18 protein-coding genes and 2 tRNA genes are annotated in these 21,018 nt (G+C 43.4%); 3 read left to right on the forward strand and 17 right to left on the reverse strand.

The features are described from left to right. Positions 1-8 precede the first annotated feature (8 nt). From hisF to hisH, 3 genes are read right to left on the reverse strand one after another with little or no spacing between them, the layout of a single operon-like run. Complete coding sequence (hisF, locus tag DXD68_RS06200; RefSeq protein WP_122360783.1) at positions 9-764, reverse strand: imidazole glycerol phosphate synthase subunit HisF; 756 nt, start codon at positions 762-764, stop codon at positions 9-11. A 22-nt stretch (positions 765-786) separates the two neighbouring features. After that, positions 787-1,506 (reverse strand): 1-(5-phosphoribosyl)-5-[(5-phosphoribosylamino)methylideneamino]imidazole-4-carboxamide isomerase, encoded by a 720-nt coding sequence (gene hisA / locus DXD68_RS06205; RefSeq protein WP_122360784.1) that lies wholly within the window; start codon positions 1,504-1,506, stop codon positions 787-789. Positions 1,507-1,511: 5 nt separating this feature from the next. Continuing rightward, positions 1,512-2,102 (reverse strand): imidazole glycerol phosphate synthase subunit HisH, encoded by a 591-nt coding sequence (hisH, locus tag DXD68_RS06210; protein ID WP_122360785.1) that lies wholly within the window; start codon positions 2,100-2,102, stop codon positions 1,512-1,514. A gap of 297 nt (positions 2,103-2,399) precedes the next feature. Between hisH and DXD68_RS06215 the strand changes: the two genes are divergently transcribed. Beyond that, positions 2,400-2,473 (forward strand) — tRNA-Asp (locus DXD68_RS06215). Between the two features lie 33 nt (positions 2,474-2,506). Continuing rightward, positions 2,507-2,583, forward strand: a tRNA-Asp gene (locus DXD68_RS06220). A 65-nt stretch (positions 2,584-2,648) separates the two neighbouring features. Here DXD68_RS06220 and DXD68_RS06225 read toward each other — a convergent pair. After that, positions 2,649-3,401 carry a GNAT family N-acetyltransferase gene (locus DXD68_RS06225; protein WP_122361089.1) on the reverse strand — a complete coding sequence of 251 codons (753 nt, stop codon included), beginning with the start codon at positions 3,399-3,401 and terminating at the stop codon, positions 2,649-2,651. A 117-nt stretch (positions 3,402-3,518) separates the two neighbouring features. Then, positions 3,519-4,358, reverse strand: coding sequence for a helix-turn-helix domain-containing protein (locus DXD68_RS06230; protein WP_122361090.1), 840 nt, complete (start codon positions 4,356-4,358; stop codon positions 3,519-3,521). A gap of 973 nt (positions 4,359-5,331) precedes the next feature. Here DXD68_RS06230 and trxA point away from each other — a divergent pair. After that, complete coding sequence (gene trxA / locus DXD68_RS06235) at positions 5,332-5,631, forward strand: thioredoxin (protein ID WP_122360786.1); 300 nt, start codon at positions 5,332-5,334, stop codon at positions 5,629-5,631. Positions 5,632-5,715: 84 nt separating this feature from the next. Here trxA and DXD68_RS06240 read toward each other — a convergent pair whose 3' ends face one another. The 12 genes from DXD68_RS06240 to DXD68_RS06295 all read right to left on the reverse strand — a co-directional run bounded on the left by DXD68_RS06240 (position 5,716) and on the right by DXD68_RS06295 (position 21,012). Then, the gene (locus DXD68_RS06240) at positions 5,716-6,495 is read right to left on the reverse strand and encodes a hypothetical protein (protein WP_122360787.1); all 780 of its coding nucleotides are present in this window, start codon (positions 6,493-6,495) and stop codon (positions 5,716-5,718) included. Positions 6,496-6,541: 46 nt separating this feature from the next. Continuing rightward, a complete protein-coding gene (locus tag DXD68_RS06245; RefSeq protein ID WP_122360788.1) occupies positions 6,542-7,798 on the reverse strand; it encodes a porin family protein in 1,257 nt (418 codons plus the stop codon). Between the two features lie 9 nt (positions 7,799-7,807). Beyond that, positions 7,808-8,335: an RNA polymerase sigma factor gene (locus tag DXD68_RS06250; protein ID WP_122360789.1), complete on the reverse strand. Its 528-nt coding sequence runs from the start codon at positions 8,333-8,335 to the stop codon at positions 7,808-7,810. A gap of 155 nt (positions 8,336-8,490) precedes the next feature. Continuing rightward, on the reverse strand, positions 8,491-8,823 hold the full coding sequence (locus tag DXD68_RS06255) for a cation transporter (protein WP_122360790.1): 333 nt from the start codon (positions 8,821-8,823) through the stop codon (positions 8,491-8,493). Between the two features lie 39 nt (positions 8,824-8,862). Then, entirely contained in the window at positions 8,863-11,073 is a 2,211-nt protein-coding gene (locus tag DXD68_RS06260; protein ID WP_122360791.1) for a TonB-dependent receptor plug domain-containing protein, read from the reverse strand. A 247-nt stretch (positions 11,074-11,320) separates the two neighbouring features. Continuing rightward, entirely contained in the window at positions 11,321-11,758 is a 438-nt protein-coding gene (locus DXD68_RS06265; RefSeq protein WP_122360792.1) for a hypothetical protein, read from the reverse strand. Positions 11,759-11,805: 47 nt separating this feature from the next. Further along, complete coding sequence (locus tag DXD68_RS06270; protein WP_122360793.1) at positions 11,806-13,287, reverse strand: glycoside hydrolase family 10 protein; 1,482 nt, start codon at positions 13,285-13,287, stop codon at positions 11,806-11,808. Positions 13,288-13,394: 107 nt separating this feature from the next. Continuing rightward, positions 13,395-14,348, reverse strand: a complete 954-nt coding sequence (gene trxB / locus DXD68_RS06275; RefSeq protein ID WP_122360794.1) for a thioredoxin-disulfide reductase — start codon at positions 14,346-14,348, stop codon at positions 13,395-13,397. Positions 14,349-14,400: 52 nt separating this feature from the next. After that, entirely contained in the window at positions 14,401-15,075 is a 675-nt protein-coding gene (locus DXD68_RS06280) for a LolA family protein (protein WP_122360795.1), read from the reverse strand. 33 nt (positions 15,076-15,108) lie between these two features. Beyond that, positions 15,109-17,640 carry an FtsK/SpoIIIE family DNA translocase gene (locus tag DXD68_RS06285; RefSeq protein WP_122360796.1) on the reverse strand — a complete coding sequence of 844 codons (2,532 nt, stop codon included), beginning with the start codon at positions 17,638-17,640 and terminating at the stop codon, positions 15,109-15,111. A 207-nt stretch (positions 17,641-17,847) separates the two neighbouring features. Further along, positions 17,848-19,299: a sulfatase-like hydrolase/transferase gene (locus tag DXD68_RS06290; RefSeq protein ID WP_122360797.1), complete on the reverse strand. Its 1,452-nt coding sequence runs from the start codon at positions 19,297-19,299 to the stop codon at positions 17,848-17,850. Between the two features lie 6 nt (positions 19,300-19,305). Further along, complete coding sequence (locus DXD68_RS06295) at positions 19,306-21,012, reverse strand: RagB/SusD family nutrient uptake outer membrane protein (RefSeq protein WP_122360798.1); 1,707 nt, start codon at positions 21,010-21,012, stop codon at positions 19,306-19,308. Positions 21,013-21,018: the final 6 nt, after the last annotated feature.

Genomic DNA, 21,018 nt, shown 5'->3' on the forward strand with positions numbered 1-21,018 from the left:
TCTTGTAATTATATTCTTACATTGATTCCTTCTTTATTCAGATACTGCTTCAGGTCGGCTATGCCGATCTCCCCGAAATGGAATACGCTGGCAGCCAGCGCGGCATCCGCTTTTCCTTCTGCAAAGGTATCACGGAAATGTTCCATCTTGCCGGCTCCTCCCGAAGCGATGACCGGAATATGCAGGTTGTCAGCCAAAGCCGAGAGTGCCTCATTGGCATATCCGTCTTTTACACCGTCGTGCGTCATACTGGTGAACAGGATCTCGCCTGCTCCGCGGCTTTCGGCTTCAGAAGCCCACTGATAAAGATGCTTCTCCGTCGGGATACGGCCTCCGTTCAGATAGCAGAGCCAGTCGCCGTTCTCGTAGTTCGCATCGATGGCGACCACACAGACCTGGCTTCCGAAATTCTTCGCGATCTCTTCGATCAGCGAAGGGTTGCGCAGTGCCGCCGAGTTGATCGATACCTTGTCGGCACCGGCACTCAACAGACGGTCTACGTCTTTCAGTTCGTTAATGCCGCCTCCCACCGTAAAGGGGATACTGATATTAGCGGCTACTTTTTTGACCAGTTCAGTGAAGGTTTTACGGCCTTCATGCGAAGCGGTTATATCCAGGTAGACAAGCTCGTCGGCTCCCTCCCGGCTGTATTGTGACCCCAGTTCGACCGGATCGCCTGCGTCGCGGAAGTTCACAAAATTAATTCCTTTTACTGTTTTTCCATCTTTGATATCCAGACAGGGTACTATTCTCTTGGCTAGCATACGTTGATTTCTCCTCCTCTTTTCAGGTAAAACGAAGCAGATCCTTTAATTCGATCTTTCCTTCGTAGATGGCCTTGCCGAAAATTACCGCCGGTATTCCTGCTTCAGCCAGTTTTTCTATATCTTCAATCGAACTGACTCCTCCGCTGGCTATGATATATATAAAAGGGATTGCCTCCCGTATCTCCTCATACAATCCGATAGCCGGTCCCTGTAACATGCCATCGCGGCTGATATCCGTACAGATCACTTTCGTGATACCCTTGTCGTAATACTCCCGGATGAAAGGGATCAGTTCTTTATCAGTAGTCTCTTCCCACCCGCTGATGGCAATTTTCTTATCTTTCGCATCAGCTCCCAATATAATCTTTTCGCTTCCGAACTTCCGGATCCAGGAAGTAAAAACTTCCGGATTCTTTACCGCTATACTTCCACCGGTCACCATCTGGGCACCGCTTTCGAATGCGATCTCCAAATCATCTTCCTGCTTCAGACCTCCGCCGAAATCGATCACCAGAGAGGTGCGTGTAGCCAGTCTTTCCAATACGCGGTAGTTGATGATCCGTCCCTGACGGGCACCATCCAGATCAACCACATGCAAGCGACGGATACCATGCGCTTCGAACATCTTCGCTACTTCCAGCGGATCTTCGTTATACACTTTCTTCGTATCATAGTCACCTTGCGTAAGGCGTACACATTTGCCATCAATCAAATCTATAGCAGGGATAAGCTCGATCATATATCTTACAATTTTAGAAAGTTCCTCAGAATCACTTCACCGACTGAACCGCTCTTCTCCGGATGGAACTGCGTTGCATAAAAATTGTCTTTATGCAGCGAAGCACTGAACGGTTGAATATAATTCGTGGTTGCAGCCGTATATTCATTTACCGGTACATAATAACTATGTACGAAGTAAACAAATTTGTTCTCCAATTGTGCGGTAAATAAACCGTCTTTAACTTGTGTGATCGTATTCCATCCCATATGGGGCACCTTGTCCTCATGGCGATGGGGCACGAACTTCTTTACTTCCGCATCAAAAATCCCCAGGCATTCTGCATCTCCTTCTTCAGAATGACGACACATTAATTGCATACCCAGACAAATACCCAGTACGGGTTGTTTCAGATCCTTAATAACAGCATCCAGTTTATGTTCTTTCAGATAATCCATGGTAGTCTGTGCTTCCCCTACACCGGGGAAAATTACCTTATCTGCTTTACTTAATACTTCCGGGTCGGCTGTAATCACTGGACTTACACCTAATCTTTTCAAGGCATAACTCACTGAGTAGATATTTCCGGCATTATACTTAATAATGGCGACGTCCATTTTCTTTCTCCGTTTTCTTTTTTATATTGAGTTGCAAAAGTAACAAATTATCATAACATATTCCCCTTTGGTTTATGAAAAGTTGCCAAACAGTGTAGAAATGTGACAAACCTGTTTTAAATTGCCGGATAGAGAACTCCGTTACTTTTGAAAACAGTGAAAAAAATTTCATTTCTTAACCTGCTGCATATCAGCCATGATTAAAAAAAAGACATATTTTCTTTGCCGAAGGTATTGCAGAATTGAAAATAATACTTACCTTTGCACCGCAATCGAGAGAGATTGATAATGAAAAGAGGTTCGGTAGTTCAGTTGGTTAGAATACATGCCTGTCACGCATGGGGTCGCGGGTTCGAGTCCCGTCCGGACCGCCTCTTTTAATTATTATTTCCTTAATTTGTTTTGGTTCGGTAGTTCAGCTGGTTAGAATACATGCCTGTCACGCATGGGGTCGCGGGTTCGAGTCCCGTCCGGACCGCCAATAAAGCCTGTTAATCATATGATTAACAGGCTTTATTATTTCTACAAAATATATAAATCCTAATTTTACTTTTTGAGTATTCTCATTAAGCTGGCAGCATCCTGTAATAAATTCACCGTCTCAAAATGTCCTTTATAAAACACTGCCCAGTTGTTGAAAACACAAGGTAGCTCCTTAGCTTTTTGTAGGGTATCCACTTGGATGAAAGATACAGGAACATCATTCGTTTCACAATACTGTCTGACAATCCCGATTTTTTGATCGATATAAGGACACTGCACATCATAATAAATTGTCAGTTCTTTGTTTTCGATTCCCTGTTTCTTTACATTATGTGCAAACGTCGGCTTTATTCCGTCAAAAGAGAGTGCCAGCAATTCATATCCATTATCGGTAACATCAACAGCCTCAAAGCCAAACTTCTTCGCAAACGACTGGTCGGAAAGCCAGGATTTTTGTTTTTTTGCTCCTAGCATACAAATACCGGATTTACCCTTTTCTTTAGCATCGGCTATACAATATTCCATCAGCGATTTCCCATACCCTTTCCCTTTGTAACTGCCCAAAGTCCATAAGCAATAGATATAATAATAATTATCACCCGTTATAGGAACCCAGGCTGTTTCCAAAGGGGCATACTCTATAAAAACCGTAGCCTTTGCATTCAACTTTCTAAAGACATGACCTTCATTCAGCCGTTCAGAAAGCCATTGTCGCTTTGCCTCAACACCAGGGTGGAGCTTTTTAGTACGGATAATACAGCACAAATGCTCATCTGCAAGATTGTCTGTTGTTAAGTTTATAAATTCCGTATCCATATATATCTTCATTTCAAATTAGATATTATCAATTAACAGGAGCTGGTCGTAGTTATGTCACTTTATTATTGTTGACAAATTATGACGTGTAAATGTAATGAATTTATACGGATCACTTCACCTAATTTCCAGCTTTCCCGATTTGGAAATGACAACAGTATCACCCGCAAAAGCATCCCCCTGATAAACATCATTCAGATATATTCGATTATCCCTTTCTTTGAAAGTATGAGGCCCCGATCGGAAAGTATCTCCATTATCATCGGTAAACCCGCTGATGGATTGAGGAGTTACAAAAACAATATCTTTGTATATCAAAGACGCTTTCATTCTATATGGCCTAATAATAAGCGACTTTCTAGTAAACAGGCTTCCCTTTTTAAATATTATCGTATCACTTTCCTGTACATGGCCAACAAAAGCATTGTTCAGAAACAAAGATCCTTTATGCTCTTTGATCAAATCTTTTCCCGCCCTGATAAAAACGGTATCATTATTTATATAACTTCCATAACCGGGGAGTCCGCGGGGAAGCTGTACCTCAAATCCTCCGGTATTGTCTGTTACAAAATTCATTTTCATCATTTGCTGTGCATTACATTTGGTACCGACTGTATACAAACTAAAACCTATAGCCAGACATGCCGTTGTTAAAACTGATAATTTTGCCATTGTGTGTACTTTTAAGTTAAACAAATCTTTCAAAACAGATTTGAATGACAAATGAACCGGAAGTTCAGCTTTACCAATTTCCTGAACCTCCGGAACAGCTAACAAGTCACAATCCAGTGCAGTAGCAATTAACCTCAATGTGTAACTTCTTGGTACTACTTTACCTGACTCGATACGTTGCAAAGTTCGGACACTAATATTACATTTACTTACCAGCTCCTCCTGGGTCAACCCTTTCGTTTCCCGAAGCCCTGCAATGTACTTACCTAATTCCGGCTGTTTCATCTTCATTCAAATTTTCGACAAGATTATGCATAACTCAAACATTCAACAAATAAAGCAGCGAACTTTCACCCGACATTTACCCGACATTTGGCTATAACACGGTTTATTCATACAAAGTTAACAAAACATCAGCGGAAAGACTATTCTTTACCCATCAGTCGAATTAATTTCGTTCAATTATTCGTATCTTCGGGCGCGAAGCCCAACTGTTACTTGTCACCAGTCAACTGAAAAAGGTGAACCATTTTTCATACCTACAGAGAGAATTCCGGCGATAGCCTTCACCTGTCACCGCGTTATATCATCCTGTAAAACAAGCGGATGCGGTGAATGGTAACGTTTCACCGACAACAAATTGTTTTTCATTAGAGAACCCGTAATTTTTTTCAATTAGCTGCCGGAGCCAATACCGGTGGCTGCCGGAGCTACTTCGAATAGCTGCCGGAGCCAATACGAACGGATGCCTACTCATCTTTAATGAGTGCCTACCTATTGAAGAAAAGACGTAAGTATTTCCGAAAAAAGATAGCTCTTTTGAAGATAAAAGTCCCTTCTTTTGATTTCAAAAGTCTTGTCTTAACATTTCAAAAGACCCTACTTTTGATTTGTAATTTTAGCCTTCACCGAGACGTGTCACCAGAAAACGCAGGTATACAGGAGTTTACAAGCGGTGAAGGGTGAAGGGTATTTGCGATCTATTAATATATGTGTCGATTATCCCTATTTTTGTTTCATATTTTTCTATAATTGGCACATTGTCATACTGACTCATTATTTTCTAATCTTGATGCATATTCAATGAAAAAGATAAAAGCGACATATCGAATCCGTTTTGTTGAGAAAGAAGGCAAATGGGAAGGTGTATTTATCGTTTTTGAAAGCAGCGAAACTGTTATTAATGAAATAAAATAACCGGCTTCATCTGTTCGATGAACAAGCATTACATTCCAATTGTTATAAATAGAAAAACAATATGGAAACTTTCAAAGATATTATAAACGGAGATAAACCTGTATTAGTAGACTTTTTCGCCACTTGGTGTGGTCCATGTAAAGTAATGAGTCCGACAGTTGAAGCATTGGGTAAGGAAGTGGCAGGGCAAGCACGTGTCCTGAAAATCGATGTAGACAAAAATGAGGCTGTAGCCAATCTGTATCGGATTCAATCCGTTCCGACATTGATCATTTTCAAGAAAGGTGAAATAGTCTGGCGTACTTCCGGTGTTGTGGAGAAAAGAGTTCTCCTAGAACAAATACAGAAGTTTAAAAATTAGTATATAGCAGAAATATATTACAAAATCGGCATGTGTAGACGATACTTTGGTGTTCGTTTCACACATGCCGATTTGTTTATTTTATCAATTCGTTGTTTCCTTTAAAATAGGAAAACCCATCAACTTTGATGTTCCCCAAGTAGCAGCAGTTGTATCCTTATTAAACTCTTTAATATAATTCAGACGAATATACAAAACGTCTTGATTATCTGCTTTTTCTTTCGACTTCAACATTTCAATAGCACTTCCTGCTCTAAATACATAGTTCAAAGTATTAGTACCTACAGTACCCTTTCCGTCAGCCTGCTTAACAACACGCAAAAAGAAATCGTACACTCTCTTTCCTTCCACTTCTTTTGGTGTTTGAGATGGATCATATTGTAACTCATACATATTCTTTTGATCCGACGATATATTGGGATGGCTAGAACTTAAGAAAAGATAATTTTTTACTGTACCACAACCATAACCTGTACCATCAGAACTGATCACAGAGGCATCCATAGTTGTAATTTCATTTTTTCTAATATCTGCCGTATCAACAGTTGTCACCAACAAACCTTCGTCCAGCTTATTATAACCAGCCACTGTTGCTGTCAAATATTTATTTGTTCCACTGTTCATTGGATCATCATAGTTTATAGTATAAGGAAAAACTATACAATCCCCTGTAGTCAATGATTCAAATTGAGGAGAATAAAGTGCCGTATAATCATTCACATAAGCTAAATTCTTCATGGCTTCCATTGAAAAATCAACCACTCCGATTGCCGCTCCCGATTGTTCATTATTTCCCCCGTCCAAACAAGAGGTGAATAAAAGTGCAGCCATAGCCATCACCCCTAAAAACTTTAGTTTCTTCATTTCTGTTTTTTTATTTTTATGTTATTAGTATTTGTTTCTTATTCGATTAAAAACCTAACCGGAAGCCGGCCTGCAGATTTACATTAAATGGTTTCTCAGAACGAACGGTTTCGATGGAACTTCCGTTATCGAAGTAATAATCCGCTCCCACTTCAGCATAAAGGCTTACGAAACGGAGCAGCGGATAACTGACACCGGCACGGGCATTAACAGACCACATCCATTCTTTCATCCGGATATGTTCAGATTCTTTTTCGTATAATTCCTTATGCATATACTTTTTCGTAACCAATTTACCAGACACATTCACTTCTGTCATGACTCCTGCAGCAGCATACACCTGGAAACGTTTCCACTCTGCTATTTTATAAGACAAAGACAACGGTACACCTATAAAATGGAGCTTTTGACTCGTTTTATTATGATAGGTATCGGTTGTTTCCCAAGAAGAAGACAATAAAGAATAATTCAGACCGGTAACTAAAGCAAACCGATTATTCAAAGAATAACTTACCGACATACCCACAGAAACCGGTGTCTTATGCTTCACGTTCGTTCTTCGAGTTGAATTCTCAAAATTAGCAGAATTCAGGAATAACAACTCCTGATCTGTCAACGATGTATTCTTCAAGACATATGTATTCAACGAATTACTTGTCCCTGTAGTAACACTACCGCCTCCCATTCCGAATCCCCAACGACGCGGAGAAACAGTCTTCTCTTTCTTACCTGCCGGAGCAACGTCTGCTACCAACGAACGGGTATCATTAGCAGAACCTACTTCCGGATGACCCTGTACAACATCTTCTGTTTCAACCACATCAGTTTCATCCGAATGTATTATTACTTCTGCTTTCTCCTCCATATCATCATCTGAAGAAATAACAGCAGGTTCAGTATCGGCAACCTTTACAGGCGCCTTATATGTTTCACGCACCACCGGTTGTTGCACTTTAGCTATCGGTGTTGCAGGTATTTGCTCTTCTACAGGCTGTATGGCAGTAACCGGTACTTCCGACTCTTTTGCCAGCTCTGTTTCCATTTTCTTTGTTTCCTGTTCGATCCTGTCAGCAACCGGAGGTGGCTCCTTCTCTGATCTGAACAAATAAACGCCACTTGTTATCATCAACAGCGAAACAACCGCTGCCGCAGCCCAATAGCGCAAAGTCCGGCGGAAAGGTACCGGTGCTTTACCCGGCAAGCGATCGGCTATAGCCTCCCAGTCGCCCGGCATTGTCTCCTCCTCAAAATCATACAATTTCGAGCGGAACAAATCATCTATTGTATCTCTTTCCTTTTCCATTCTTTCCTCTTAATACAAAGCGTTAATCCTCTTTTGCAACATCTGTTTGGCGCGCGTGAACTGTGAACGTGACGTACTCTCCGTTATATTCAGCATATCACTGATCTCCTTATGCGAATATCCTTCGATCGCGAACAAGTTGAATACAGTACGAAAACCTGCCGGTAACTCCTGCACCAGCTTCATCAACTCCGCCGCCGACATATCCGAGATAACGGAACCAGCCGGCTGTATCAATTCAGCCGTGTTATCCAGGTCTGTCGATTCGCGCAACACATCTGATTTACGCAAATACTCCAATGCACAATTTACAAAGATCTTACGCATCCATCCCTCAAATGAACCAGTTCCCGAAAAAGAGTCCATACTGGTAAAAACTTTCACGAATCCATCCTGCAACAAATCGCGGGCAGTCTCCCTGTCGTTCACATAACGCAGACAAACTCCCATCATCCTGCGGGAATACCTCTCGTAAAGCTCTTTCTGAGCCAGCCTGTCCCCCTTCCTACAACCATTTATCAGTTGTGACTCGTCCATTACAAATATAATGATGTTATTCTCGTGCAAAACGCTGCATGTTTCATGAACTTTTTTTCATAAAAGAGGCGGACACATAGATCCGCCCCATACAGGTATGCTTTGCAAAGATAAGATGTTCTGCTGAATTTTCGTGTTAACGAAATACAGACTGCTTAATTTTTTTTCGCAGGACTGACCGGACAACCGGCACCGTCGTCTACCGGCACTGCTTCCATGCCTATCTTTTTAAAGGCTGAAGCTAATTTCGTTTTCGATGTCTTATCCGTCTTGTAAGTGACCTCTACCGTACGGGTTGTCAGGTCGCACTTCATATCGGTCACCCCCTTTTCGAACGAGATATTCTTTTCTACCTTTTTCTGGCAATTGGCACATTCCATCCCTTCCACGAAGAAAGTAACTGTGTCCTTTTTCTTTTTTGCATCTTGTGCATAGGCCGAAGAAAAAGTAAATACGGCGCAGATTAATGCTACTACAAACTGTTTCATAATGTATCTGTATTAATTGGTAAATAATTCATCTGTAATTTAATCGCGACTGATGTTGAATCGCAGGCCGGCATATATTTTCCGTCCGTGAACCGGTCCCCAGACCATCGAACCGTCGAAGTTCTCCCCTCTCGGATTTCCGGCGTCTATAATAGGATGGGATTGTTTATAATCAAACAGGTTCTCCGCACCTAGATAAACAGACCATCTGCGAAAATACTTTGTAATTTGCGCATTCACAACTGTATATGCGTTAAAGTTGGGGTCCCACAGCGGATTTGTCACATCCGGTGTCGGCATCCGGCCTCCTCCGTTGAACTGGCCGGTCAGGTCGAACTGCCATTTCTTCAACGGTGTTTGATAGGAAGCGGTCAGCAGCCCCTTGTAATCGCTGACCAGCGGCTTCTTCAATCGCTGCGTTACTCCTGCAGCATTCCGGTAATCGGTTTTTGCATCCGTATAACGGTATGCGGCTGTCAGGGTAAATCCGCGGAAGAAAGGATAGGTAGCCTCTACCTGAAAACTGTTCGAATAAGATTTACCGTCCAGGTTATAAAAGCTCACGGCATGAGGATCGCTGTCCATATCGATTACGACCTGTTTCCGGAAATCAGTGTAATACCATTCTCCGTTAAGCGTCAGTTCTTTGCCGAACAACGGGATGTAGAAAGCCAGATTGACTCCCGTATTCCAGGCTTCTTCCTGATCCAGATTGTCGGCAATATTCATTTTACGGCTACTCGACAGCAGGAAGTTATTCTCTGCAAGTATATTCGCCGTACGGAATCCTTTACCGGCAGAAGCACGAACATGGAACCAGTCGAACGGGTTATACTTAACATGTACGCGAGGCGTGACAAAGAAGTCATACAAAGAGCTGTAATCAGCCCGGATACCACCCAACACAATCAACTTGTCATTCAGATTATACGTATATTGCACATAAGCTCCCGGCACCACTTCCGTCCGGTCAAAAACATTACGCACTCCATTCTGCAACAGGTTTTCATCGAAACCGTCATAATTCATACTCAGACCGGTACTCAGGCTATGCGCCGGAGAAAACTCTTTCTCGTAAAGCAGGCTCGCATACACATTGTTCTGATACACATTGTAAGGAGTACGGTCATACATGGATTTCTGCTCATGGTAGGAACCCGAGAGGATCAATGCTACACTTTCCACTTTCTCCTTGTCGATAATATAGGCTTGTTTTGTATACAGTTCCGCCCGGTTCGTATTCAGATGCACCTTGTAAGGATCGGTAAAATCATGATGTTTGGTAGCTTGTCCCCCTGTACGGCTTTCGTGCAGATAACGGACACCATACTGGGCGACGTAATTATCCAGTTTATGATACCAGCGGTTCATCAGGTTGACCTGTTCCCGCAACGGCGTATCCAGGAAACCGTCGTCATTGCCGTCATGCTGCTTCTTATCATTTGAATAATGCACCAGCAAACCGGTAGAGACCTTGTCATTGATATGCCAGGAAGCATCCGCATTCCCCTCATAACGACCTGCATCACTACCGAACAGGTTCACGGAAAAGATATCTGCCGTCGGCGGTTTCTTAAATTCCACATTGATCTGACCCGCCAATGCCTCATAGCCATTCTTTACGGAAGAAGTCCCTTTAGAAACCTGGATACTTTCCATCCAGGCACCAGGCACATAATCCAGTCCGTAAAGAGAAGCAGCCCCGCGGAAATTCGGATAATTCTCGGTCAGCATCTGAACATAAGTTCCTGCCAGTCCCAACAATTTGATTTGCCGTGCTCCGGTTGCCGCATCCGCATAGGAGACATCGACGGACGGGTTTGTCTCGAAACTTTCAGCCAGGTTACAACAGGCTGCACGGCACAGTTCGTCGTACGTGATCTTCTGCGTCTGCAGGACACTGGTTCTTGAAGCGATCGTACCCATCTTGCGTTCGCTGATCACGACCTCTTCCAGGGTAACTTCCCCTTTCAGCTTTATCTTCAAAGGCTCGTCTACATTCGTAACCGATAAGATAAAAGTCTCATAACCGATATAACTTACGACCAGTTTATTCGCGCCTTCCCTTGTTTTCAGTTTGAAAGCACCGTCTACATCGGTCGTCGTCCCTTGCTGGGTTCCTTCCCAATAGACATTCGCTCCGATTATCGGCTGGTCATTATCATCAAATACATGCCCTTTTACATCTTTCGCCTGGGCAGAGAGGGCGAAGAATAGTATAAATAGAGTAATATAGAGTTGTTTCAACATTGCTTTACATTTTGATTCAGTAATAAGGTATACCCAAGATTGCAATCCTGCTTATGAAAGACTACATGATCCTAAGTAAAAGGTTTTGCCATAAGCATGGCAGAGCTTTGCCATCATATTGGCACTGTTCTGCCATCATATTGGCACTGTTCTGCCATCGTATTGGCACTGTTCTGCCACGAGCATGGCAGAGTATTGCCAACAGCATGACACAGTTGTGACATTACGGAAAGGTTATCAGGATGATCTAAATCAAAAGTGAAGTAAGCAAATACAGGTAGACACGCGGACAGACCACAGGCGGTCCATCCTGCTCCTGTGAAATGTATTCTTTCAGGAAAGGAACCGGAACCAGTGAGGCTAACGGAGAAGCAAACGACAAAAGGTCGGTCACTGCCGGTTGTAATTCTACTATCGGATTATTGGAACTGCTCCAATCGAAGCTGATCCGCTCCATGTGACAGCAGTCTTCTTCGCAGCAACCGGAGTCGCATGCCGAAACCTCATCCGCAGTGCTGCAACAGTTATGCTCGTGCACATCACAACATGTATCGTTCAGCAATACGGCTACCCCTTCCGTGCGGCAATCGCCACAGCAATAGGTAATCAGGTTCACCCCGGCACCTCCATAAAAAATAAGAGACGCCAAAAAGACGATAAACAGATATGTGACAGCATTTTTCATTCAACGCAAAGATAGTGCTTTCACATATCCACTCCTAATCGTTAATATTATTTAGGAAATTTGGATAAGTAATAATAGGTTTCCGGAGAAGGCAGCCCTTCTATATGGTAGCGGGTAGATGCTGAAACACTGAAACTGTAACCTCTCTCCTCATTCGCTCCTACAGGAAGATACAAAACAGTATCCCTGACTCCTGTTGCCAGCATGGATTTGGCAGATGCCGTATCGATCGAATCCGTCAACGAATAATAAACAGTATAGGTAAGATCCTCCTTTTCCTCCGCCGGTTTCTGCCAGGATAATTTCAATTCATCTCCCTCCCGTTCCACACGGATATCACCAGGTGAAGCGGGAATACGATCATTCAACCAGGTCAGCGGTACTAATTGCGCCGGATATTTATAGTAATTATCTTTCAGTTCATCATACAGTCCCTTCGTATTATCCAGCACATTCGCGCAACGGAAAAAAGCAGCTCCCGCACCTCCGTAATAACGGCTGTAGTCTATCTGGTCGGTAATGTCATTGACTGTCCAGTCCGCTTCCGACTTATCCATCCGGTAAGCCCCCAATCCCGGAACGACCAGGCGTCCGTTGCAATTCTCCACCCAGTTGTCGACAAAAGGGAAAAAGTTGTCATGCAGATAGTACATCATCGGTACGATCATATCCTGTTTTCCTTTCTGCATCCACATTTTAGGGTCTTGGAAAACACTTTCATACGCGGTCCATCCGGCATTGGGGACCCGTTCGATACGATTGTATTTACCCAGTGGCGAACTGCTGACCTGCACCCAGGGCTTTGCCGCTTTTACCCAGTCGTAAATGCGATAGACCATCTTATTGATATTCTCACGCCGCCAATCAGCCAGTCGGGCCGATTTCCCATATTTCTTATGGACTGCTTTGTCCGGAAAACTCTTTGCCTGTTCAGGATAACGGATATAATCGAACTGGATGCCATCGATATCGTATCCGTTTACCAACTCTTTTACCATTGATAATATATAATCGGCAGTCTCCGGCACTCCGGGATCGAGATACCATTCACCGTTATGCCGTTTGCAGAGTTTCGGTTTACGTTTCACAACGGAAAGTTTTCCCTGTTCCTTGACCGTCTTGTCCGTACCGACAGGAAATGTGACAAACCAGGCATGACACTCCATTCCACGCTTGTGACATTCTTCTATCGCAAAAGCCAGCGGATCGTATCCGGGCATTGTGCCGTATTTACCTGAGAATGTTTTCGAAGCCGGTTCAATAGCCGAACGGTAAATAACGTCCCCCCGCAGGCGGACCTGCAAAAAGACAGCATTGAAATTCGCATCGGCGAGCCGGTCCAGGATAGTACATAGTTCCTGTTGCTGGGCTTTCCTGCCGGCTTCGGTTGTCGCCGGTCTTTTGGGCCAGTCCAGTCCATAAACGGTAGTCAGCCAAACCGCACGTATCTCATGTTTCGGAGATTCTACTGCACGGACAGCTCCTATTATCAATAAAAATACAGGTAATAACAACAAAACTTTCTTCATACCACTCCCTCTACGATATTATTTGGGGGACAAAAATAATACATCTATGCATGATACATAGATGTATTACCTATTATTTTTCTGCTAATTAGCTTAAATAGCAGACCTTATTTTCCTACTTCTGACAGGTAGCGTTCAGCTTCAATGGCTGCCTTACAACCACTGCCTGCTGCGGTAATCGCCTGACGATAGTGCGGATCTGCCACATCACCGGCAGCAAAGACTCCGGGAACTTTTGTACGCGGTGTGTCGGGGATTGTTTTGATATAACCGATTTCATCCGTTTCCAGCCACGGTTTGAATATATCAGAGTTCGGTTTGTGTCCGATAGCCAGGAAAAAGCCGTCGATAGCAATATCCACTTTTTCTTCGTCCGGTTCACCCATACGTTTTACCAGGTGGGCACCTTCCACACCGTTTTCACCAAACAGGCCGATTGTATTATGTTCAAACAGCACCATAATATTCGGCGTATTGAACACACGTTCCTGCATCACTTTCGAAGCACGCAGATACGATTTACGCACGATCAGATAGACCTGTTTAGCCAATCCTGCCAGGTAAATAGCTTCTTCACAAGCTGTATCGCCGCCACCGACTACTGCTACCACTTTCTTACGATAGAAGAAACCGTCGCAGGTCGCACAGGCAGAAACACCCATTCCGGCATATTTATGTTCGTCGGGAATACCCAGGTATTTGGCAGTTGCACCAGTGGCGATGATCAATGTTTCTGTTTCGATCACCTTCTCACCGTCGATCGTTATTTTGTAAGGAGCTGCGGAAAGATCAGTCGCCGTAGCAATACCGAAACGGATATCGGCACCGAAACGCAGAGCCTGCTGTTTCAGGTCTTCCATTAACTCCGGACCAGTGATACCTTCAGGATATCCCGGGAAATTTTCTACTTCCGTAGTTGTTGTCAACTGGCCGCCCGGTTGAATGCCTTCGTATAAGACGGGAGACAGATTAGCACGTGATGCATAGATAGCTGCTGTATATCCAGCAGGACCGGAACCTATAATCAGGCAACGAACCTTTTCATTTATTGAATCGCTCATAGTTTTTATGTTAATTGAATAGATACTAGAAACTTATTTTATCGCTTATATTTTAACGCAGGTCGATCACTTCGGCATCCGGATAATCGCTTTCCTTAAAAACAAAAAAGTCATCCGGTTGGTTTACCCCCGTCTTCAAATTACTGATATGAATCGTACTACTGATGCCATTCTTTGCCTCAACCTTGATCTTCGCCGGAAAATTGGACGACTTCTCGATCTGCAGTTCGACCTTCAGGATGTCGCCTTTCTTTTTAGGCGTCAGTTCGATATCATAAGCAGACTTTCCGCTGGAAGCCGTGCTTTCACCGATATATTTGGGGGTAAAACCTTTCTTATACATTCGCAACAACAGAGCCGGATTGGTAAATTGCAGTTCTTCGCCCGTCGGCGTACTGACATTGACTTCTTCGTTACGTTCCACATAAGACCATTGAGTCGTTCCGTCGAACCAGGTAGTCATATCCGGAGTAACCAATGTAAATTTGTCTCCTTTCATATGGATCGCTCCTTCGAAACTCTCGGAGACCTTCTGAACATCCGAACGGGTATTCAATGTAAAGGAGGCAGAAATCCCATTCGAGTTCTCGTAAGCACCGGCAGCCTTATTCAAAATGGAAACGGCATTCTGTGCCCGGCTTGTTATCCGGATACCGAAAAGAAGGCAAGCCAACAATCCGAAAAGAGCAATCGCTCTCCATATCTTTATCTTTTGTTCTCTTTTCATAGGAGTCTACTTTATTAAGAGGTAATAGAGATCTTATTTCAACGAATTCAGCAACTGTTCCAGGTTATATTCATCCTGGATCAATACCTGACGAGCTTTACTTCCTTCAAACGGTCCGACGATACCGGCAGCTTCCAACTGGTCCATCAGACGGCCTGCACGGTTATAACCGATAGCGAACTTACGCTGGATCAGCGATGTCGATCCCTGCTGCTGGATTACGATCAGACGGGCTGCCTCATCGAACAACGGGTCACGATCGGACAGATCGACTGCTCCCGGAGCTTTGTCTTCACCGCCTTCGCCCACATATTCAGGCAACAGGAAGGCTGTCGCGTATCCAGCCTGGGCTGATATATTGTTGACGATCTGTTCCACTTCCGGCGTATCGACAAAGGCACATTGCACACGATTGGTATCTCCGCCCTGCGAGAACAGCAAGTCACCACGACCGATCAACTGGTTGGCTCCCGGAGCATCGAGGATCGTACGCGAGTCGACCATCTGCATCACACGGAATGCCATACGAGCCGGGAAGTTTGCCTTGATAATACCGGTAATGATATTGGTAGACGGACGCTGCGTGGCAATGATCATATGAATACCGACAGCACGCGCTTTCTGTGCGATACGGGCAATCGGCGTTTCGATTTCTTTACCGGCCTGCATGATCAGGTCACCGAACTCATCGATGATCACTACGATGAACGGCATGAACTTATGTCCTTTTTCCGGATTCAGATGACGGGAAACGAACTTGGCATTATATTCCTTGATGTTACGCACATGGGCTTTCATCAGCAATTCATAACGGTCGTCCATTTCCTTACAAACGGAATTAAGCGTCATGATCACCTTGGTACAATCGGTAATAACGGCTTTGTCGGCATCGGGCAGTTTCGCCAGATAATGACGTTCCAGATCGGAATAGATACCAAATTCCACCATCTTCGGATCGACCAGTACAAACTTCAGTTCCGACGGATGCTTTTTATATAACAAAGAAGTGATCACAGCATTCAAGCCGACTGATTTACCCTGTCCGGTAGCACCCGCCACCAGCAGGTGAGGCATCTTACAGAGGTCGAACATGAAAATCTCATTCGTAATGGTCTTTCCCAAAACGACCGGCAGGTCATATTTGGACTCCTGGAATTTACGTGAAGCGACCACCGACTGCATGGATACGATCTGCGGGTCTTTGTTCGGCACCTCGATACCGATCGTTCCTTTACCCGGCATCGGGGCTATGATACGGATACCCAAAGCCGACAGGTTCAGGGCAATATCGTCTTCCAAGTTCTTGATCTTCGAGATACGGACACCTGTATCCGGAATTACTTCGTACAACGTAATAGTCGGACCAACAGTCGCTTTAATAGAGGCAATACTGATACCGAAACTTTCCAATGTCTGTTTGATTCGTTTCTGGTTCGCCATCTGTTCGTCCATATCGACCTGATGATCGCTTACATCATATTTCTTCAACAGCTCGATCGGCGGATTGCGGAAGTTGGACAAATCCAGTTTCGGGTCGTAATCGCCCAAAGCAGAGGCATCATACACTTCGTCGTCACCGGTCGGAACCTCGACTGTAAAGCGAAGATCGCCAGGGAGGTCTTCCGGATCATCCGGCTGATTTTCTGCATTCGGAGCTTCATATGCTTCTTCCTCCTGGGGCACTGTCACCTCAAAGGCTTCGTCATTGGAGATGTTTGAATAAGTTTCTGTTTTCGGCTTGCTTTCTTCGTGACGGGCTGTCTCTATTTCTTTTTCCGTATCGAAAACAAAATCTTCTGTTTCCGGTTTCTCGTCCGGTTGTTCCCCGGTCACCCGTTCGGATATATTTTCTTCAACGGTATCTTCTCCACTGTCTTCAGCTTCGTCCGTCTCCTCCGGTTCTTCCGTCTTGTCTCTCTTCAAACGGTTCTTCAGCCACCCGAATGAAAGTACACTTTGCAGGAACGGGATCGTTCTCTTACTGGAAAATATAGCGATGATCAGAAAGACCCCGGCTAACAGCAATATAGTTCCGGGAATACCGACATTTGTAATCATCATCTCCGACAGGTAATATCCATGCTGTCCACCCAGATAAATGAATGTATCTTCATATCCGGAGATAAACACAAAAGCAAAAAACATAGATCCCCAAATCAGCATGGCTGCACAAAACAAGAATCGCTTTAACAGCGATACGCGGCGCAAGTTCATGAGTTTAGCTCCAACCGATCCCAAAAAGAACAGGATCATAAAAGAAGAGATCCCGAACCAGCGGTTCATCAGCAGGTCCGCCAGGACGGCCCCCCTCACTCCGGTCCAGTTCTCGACCGACCCTCTGTTCGTCAGCAGATCCGTTAACGGGACGTTTTCTATTTTACTCTGATCGGCACCTCCTGTAAAGAAGAAGGAAATCAATGCTAATCCGATATAAATAGTTATAATTGCGATTACCAATCCGGTGATGAAGCGGGTACGTTCATTGGTGAAAAACATTTTCATCATCGCGAATTTACCCGGTCCGTTGTTACTATTTTGTTTTGTTGTAGTTGCTTTCTTTGCCATATAAAATCCTCGTTAACCGATATCCGAATATATCCGGTATATCTTTTTTATAACTTGCAAATATACAAGATTATCTCCAAACTGCCACGTAAAAAATATTTTATTCCCGATTGGTTTCTTTCGGGCAACCTTAAAATAAAAAAGAGAGGTTACGCCCAAAAAAATGACGCAACCTCTTATTTTCTCAACTTCTAATCAGGGATCAGTTCAATAAACATACAATTTAGAAGCTTCATCCCAGGACATCTTTCCCGGTCTTCCCATCCAGTAATGCAAATCCAGATTACAGAAGTCGTTATTCTTTTTCATCTCTTCTTTCAAAATACGCTTATAAGCCTGTTTTTTGAAATCGTACTTTGCATCTGTAGCCAGGTTTACCATCTCGTCCGGGTCAGTCTGCAGGTTGAACAACTGTTCCGTAATGACACCATCCACGTTATAAATGATATATTTCCAGCCATCCTTCACCAAAGCTCTCTGGAAACTATTATAGGCAAGGAACAACTGATCTCTATGCTTGGTTGCTCCATGCAGAACCGGAAGCAGCGATTTTCCTGTAACAGATGGTGCTGGCTGAATATGCAGCAAATCGCAAAGCGTAGGATAAATATCATACAAATAACAATCGACGTCCTTACTCGTTCCTTTCTCCATACCAGGGATAATCATTGCCATGGGGACACTGATACTATGTTCATATAAATTCTGCTTACCCAAAAGCCCATGACGACCGACAGCCAAACCATTATCGGAAGCAAAGACAATAATCGTATTTTCCAACTCTCCTTTTTCCCGCAAGGTATTCATAATACGACCGATTTGTGTATCGACTTCGCTAATCATGCCATAATAGTCAGCCAAATCCTTCTTCATCATAGCTTCTGTCCGGGGGAAAGGTAATAAGACCTCATCACGGATTTTTAATTCTCCATTATCAAACGGATGCTGTGGCAGGAAATTAACGGGCAATTCCACGTCTTCCGGATTATAGTGATGTCCATATTCCGGATGCTTCATACGCGGATCGTGCGGCGAAGTAAAAGCGACAAAGGCAAAGAATGGTTTGTCATTCTTCTTTCTTTTATTCAGAAAATCAACAGCGGCATCGGCAAACATCTCGGAAGAGAATTTATCTCCAACAAAAGGTTTGTCGTATTTTCCTTCCGGGTCATAATGGTTCAAACGGGGAGCGACATGCCCATTCGTTTTATATGAATGCATTCCTCCGAAAAAGATGTTTTCTCCCTGGGCGAATGAACGATTAAAAGCCAATCGGTCAGCATGCCATTTTCCGGTAGCAAATGTTTCGTATCCATTCGAACGCAATAACTCCGGCAATGTGACATGTTGTTCCGGAATCACAGCTCCATCACCACTCACTTCATAGACGCCTCGACCTGTCATAATCATGGCACGACTAGGCATAGATAAGGCTCCTCCCAACGAACCGTTCGTATAGGTATGCGTAAAGGAAATACCTTGATTGACTATATTGTCAATATTAGGTGATACGACCTGACTATTGCCATAGGCATGAATGCAGGTCTTCTGCATATCATCGACAAGGATAAACAGCACATTCTTTGCCTCTTTTCCCTTTGCCCACGCCGAGCAACTCAATGTAGCCAAAGCGGCTACAGAATAAAGAATCTTTCTCATAATTGATTACCAACCTGGATTTTGTTTTAAATTTTCATTAATAACCAGTTCTTCTGTCGGAAGCGGGAAGTAGTAATGTTTAGATTCATCAAATTTACGTCCATTCGGCAAAATATTCCAATATGGCAGAATAAATCCTTCACTATCCACATCAATATGTTTACCAATGACGACTGAGGGATACTGAGACTGAACAAATTTCATTCCACGAACCGTCTTTTCCAACAATTTACCCGCTTTCCATCTCATCAAATCATCATATCGCATATTTTCCAAAGCAAATTCTACACGCCTCTCCCTTCTAATCTCGTCTATCAGTACCGGCAAAGAAGGAAAATCAGACATCGGGTCTTTCACCAATTGATCAATAACCATATCCGGCATTCCCGCACGTTTACGCAACAAATTCACTGAAATATCCAAATCTGATTGTGTACATTCACCTAATTCAGCCTTTGCCTCCGCATAAATCAATAAAGCCTCTGCATAACGGAATATAGGAGCATCCAAAATACCATTCTGATAGCGCAGATATTCTGCAGGATCGTCTACCCAGTATTTTATTATTTGATAACCGGTAGGAATATTTGAAGTAGAAATATTCGACCCAGGAATAGCAGGAATTTTCGTATCACGCTGTAAATCTTGCCCTGGATAACAAATAGTCTGACACAAACGAGGATCACGATGCAACATTTCTGCTTGAATACTATCATGTCCTAGAAAATGTTCTTTACAAAGAGATATGGGTTTCCCGCATTCACAAAGATAAGCATCAACCAACGATTTGGCCACACTAAAACCTAAAGTAGATTCCCCACCTTCCAGTAGGTTACTTGTTCTATTACCTAATAACCCTTCTTCATACACCTTATAATAAATCATTTCCTGATTATCTTTCAAGTCTAAGGTACAGAAAAGTGTTCGATAATCCAATTCCGGATTTCCAGTATTATAAATCCGATAATTTCCATCTTGCATTAATATCTGACTTGCATTGACTGCTTCTTTCAAAAATTTATTCGGATTATCTATTTGATGATATTTACGAAATGTACCTTCATGTAAGCAAATTCTTGCTTTCAATATCAATGCAACATCCCGATTAATACGGCCAGAAACTGCATTTTTCTTAGTAGGTAATTTATCTATTGCCCAGTCAATACATGCCAATACCGAATCCACGACTTCCACCCGCGGGGTCCTTGTCCCAAACAACTCTTCCGACTCCGTTGTCAAATCTTTCATCAACCAAGGCACATCTCCATATCGCTTCACTTTTTCAAAATAATCCCAAGCTTTAAAGAAATAAACCTCAGCTGCATAACGATCTTTTTCCTCCTGGCTAATCTCAGCTTGTTGATAGCGAGCCAAAAAATAATTACATTTCCGAATAAAGGTCCAATTCCACTCAGTTTCATTAGAACTCTCCGGTACTATATGTTCTCCGGCAGCGACTTTGTCATAGTCTTGAGGAGCCATATTATCACTCTGATTATCGCCTGATAACAATGGACTTCTTTCATGTCCCGTGCCGTGTCCTTTTATATATGTATATAAGCCATTACAATACAACTCCATATCCCGTGCCGAATGCCAAAAGTTCTGATCACTAATATCAGTTGTAGGAAAACGATCCATAAAATCATCATTACAAGCAACCAATGTTGCTAACATGATGCTACCTGCCAGTAATATTTTAATTGATTTCATATTGCT

The sequence above is a fragment of the Parabacteroides sp. TM07-1AC genome, from assembly GCF_003480915.1.
GTDB lineage: Bacteria > Bacteroidota > Bacteroidia > Bacteroidales > Tannerellaceae > Parabacteroides > Parabacteroides chongii.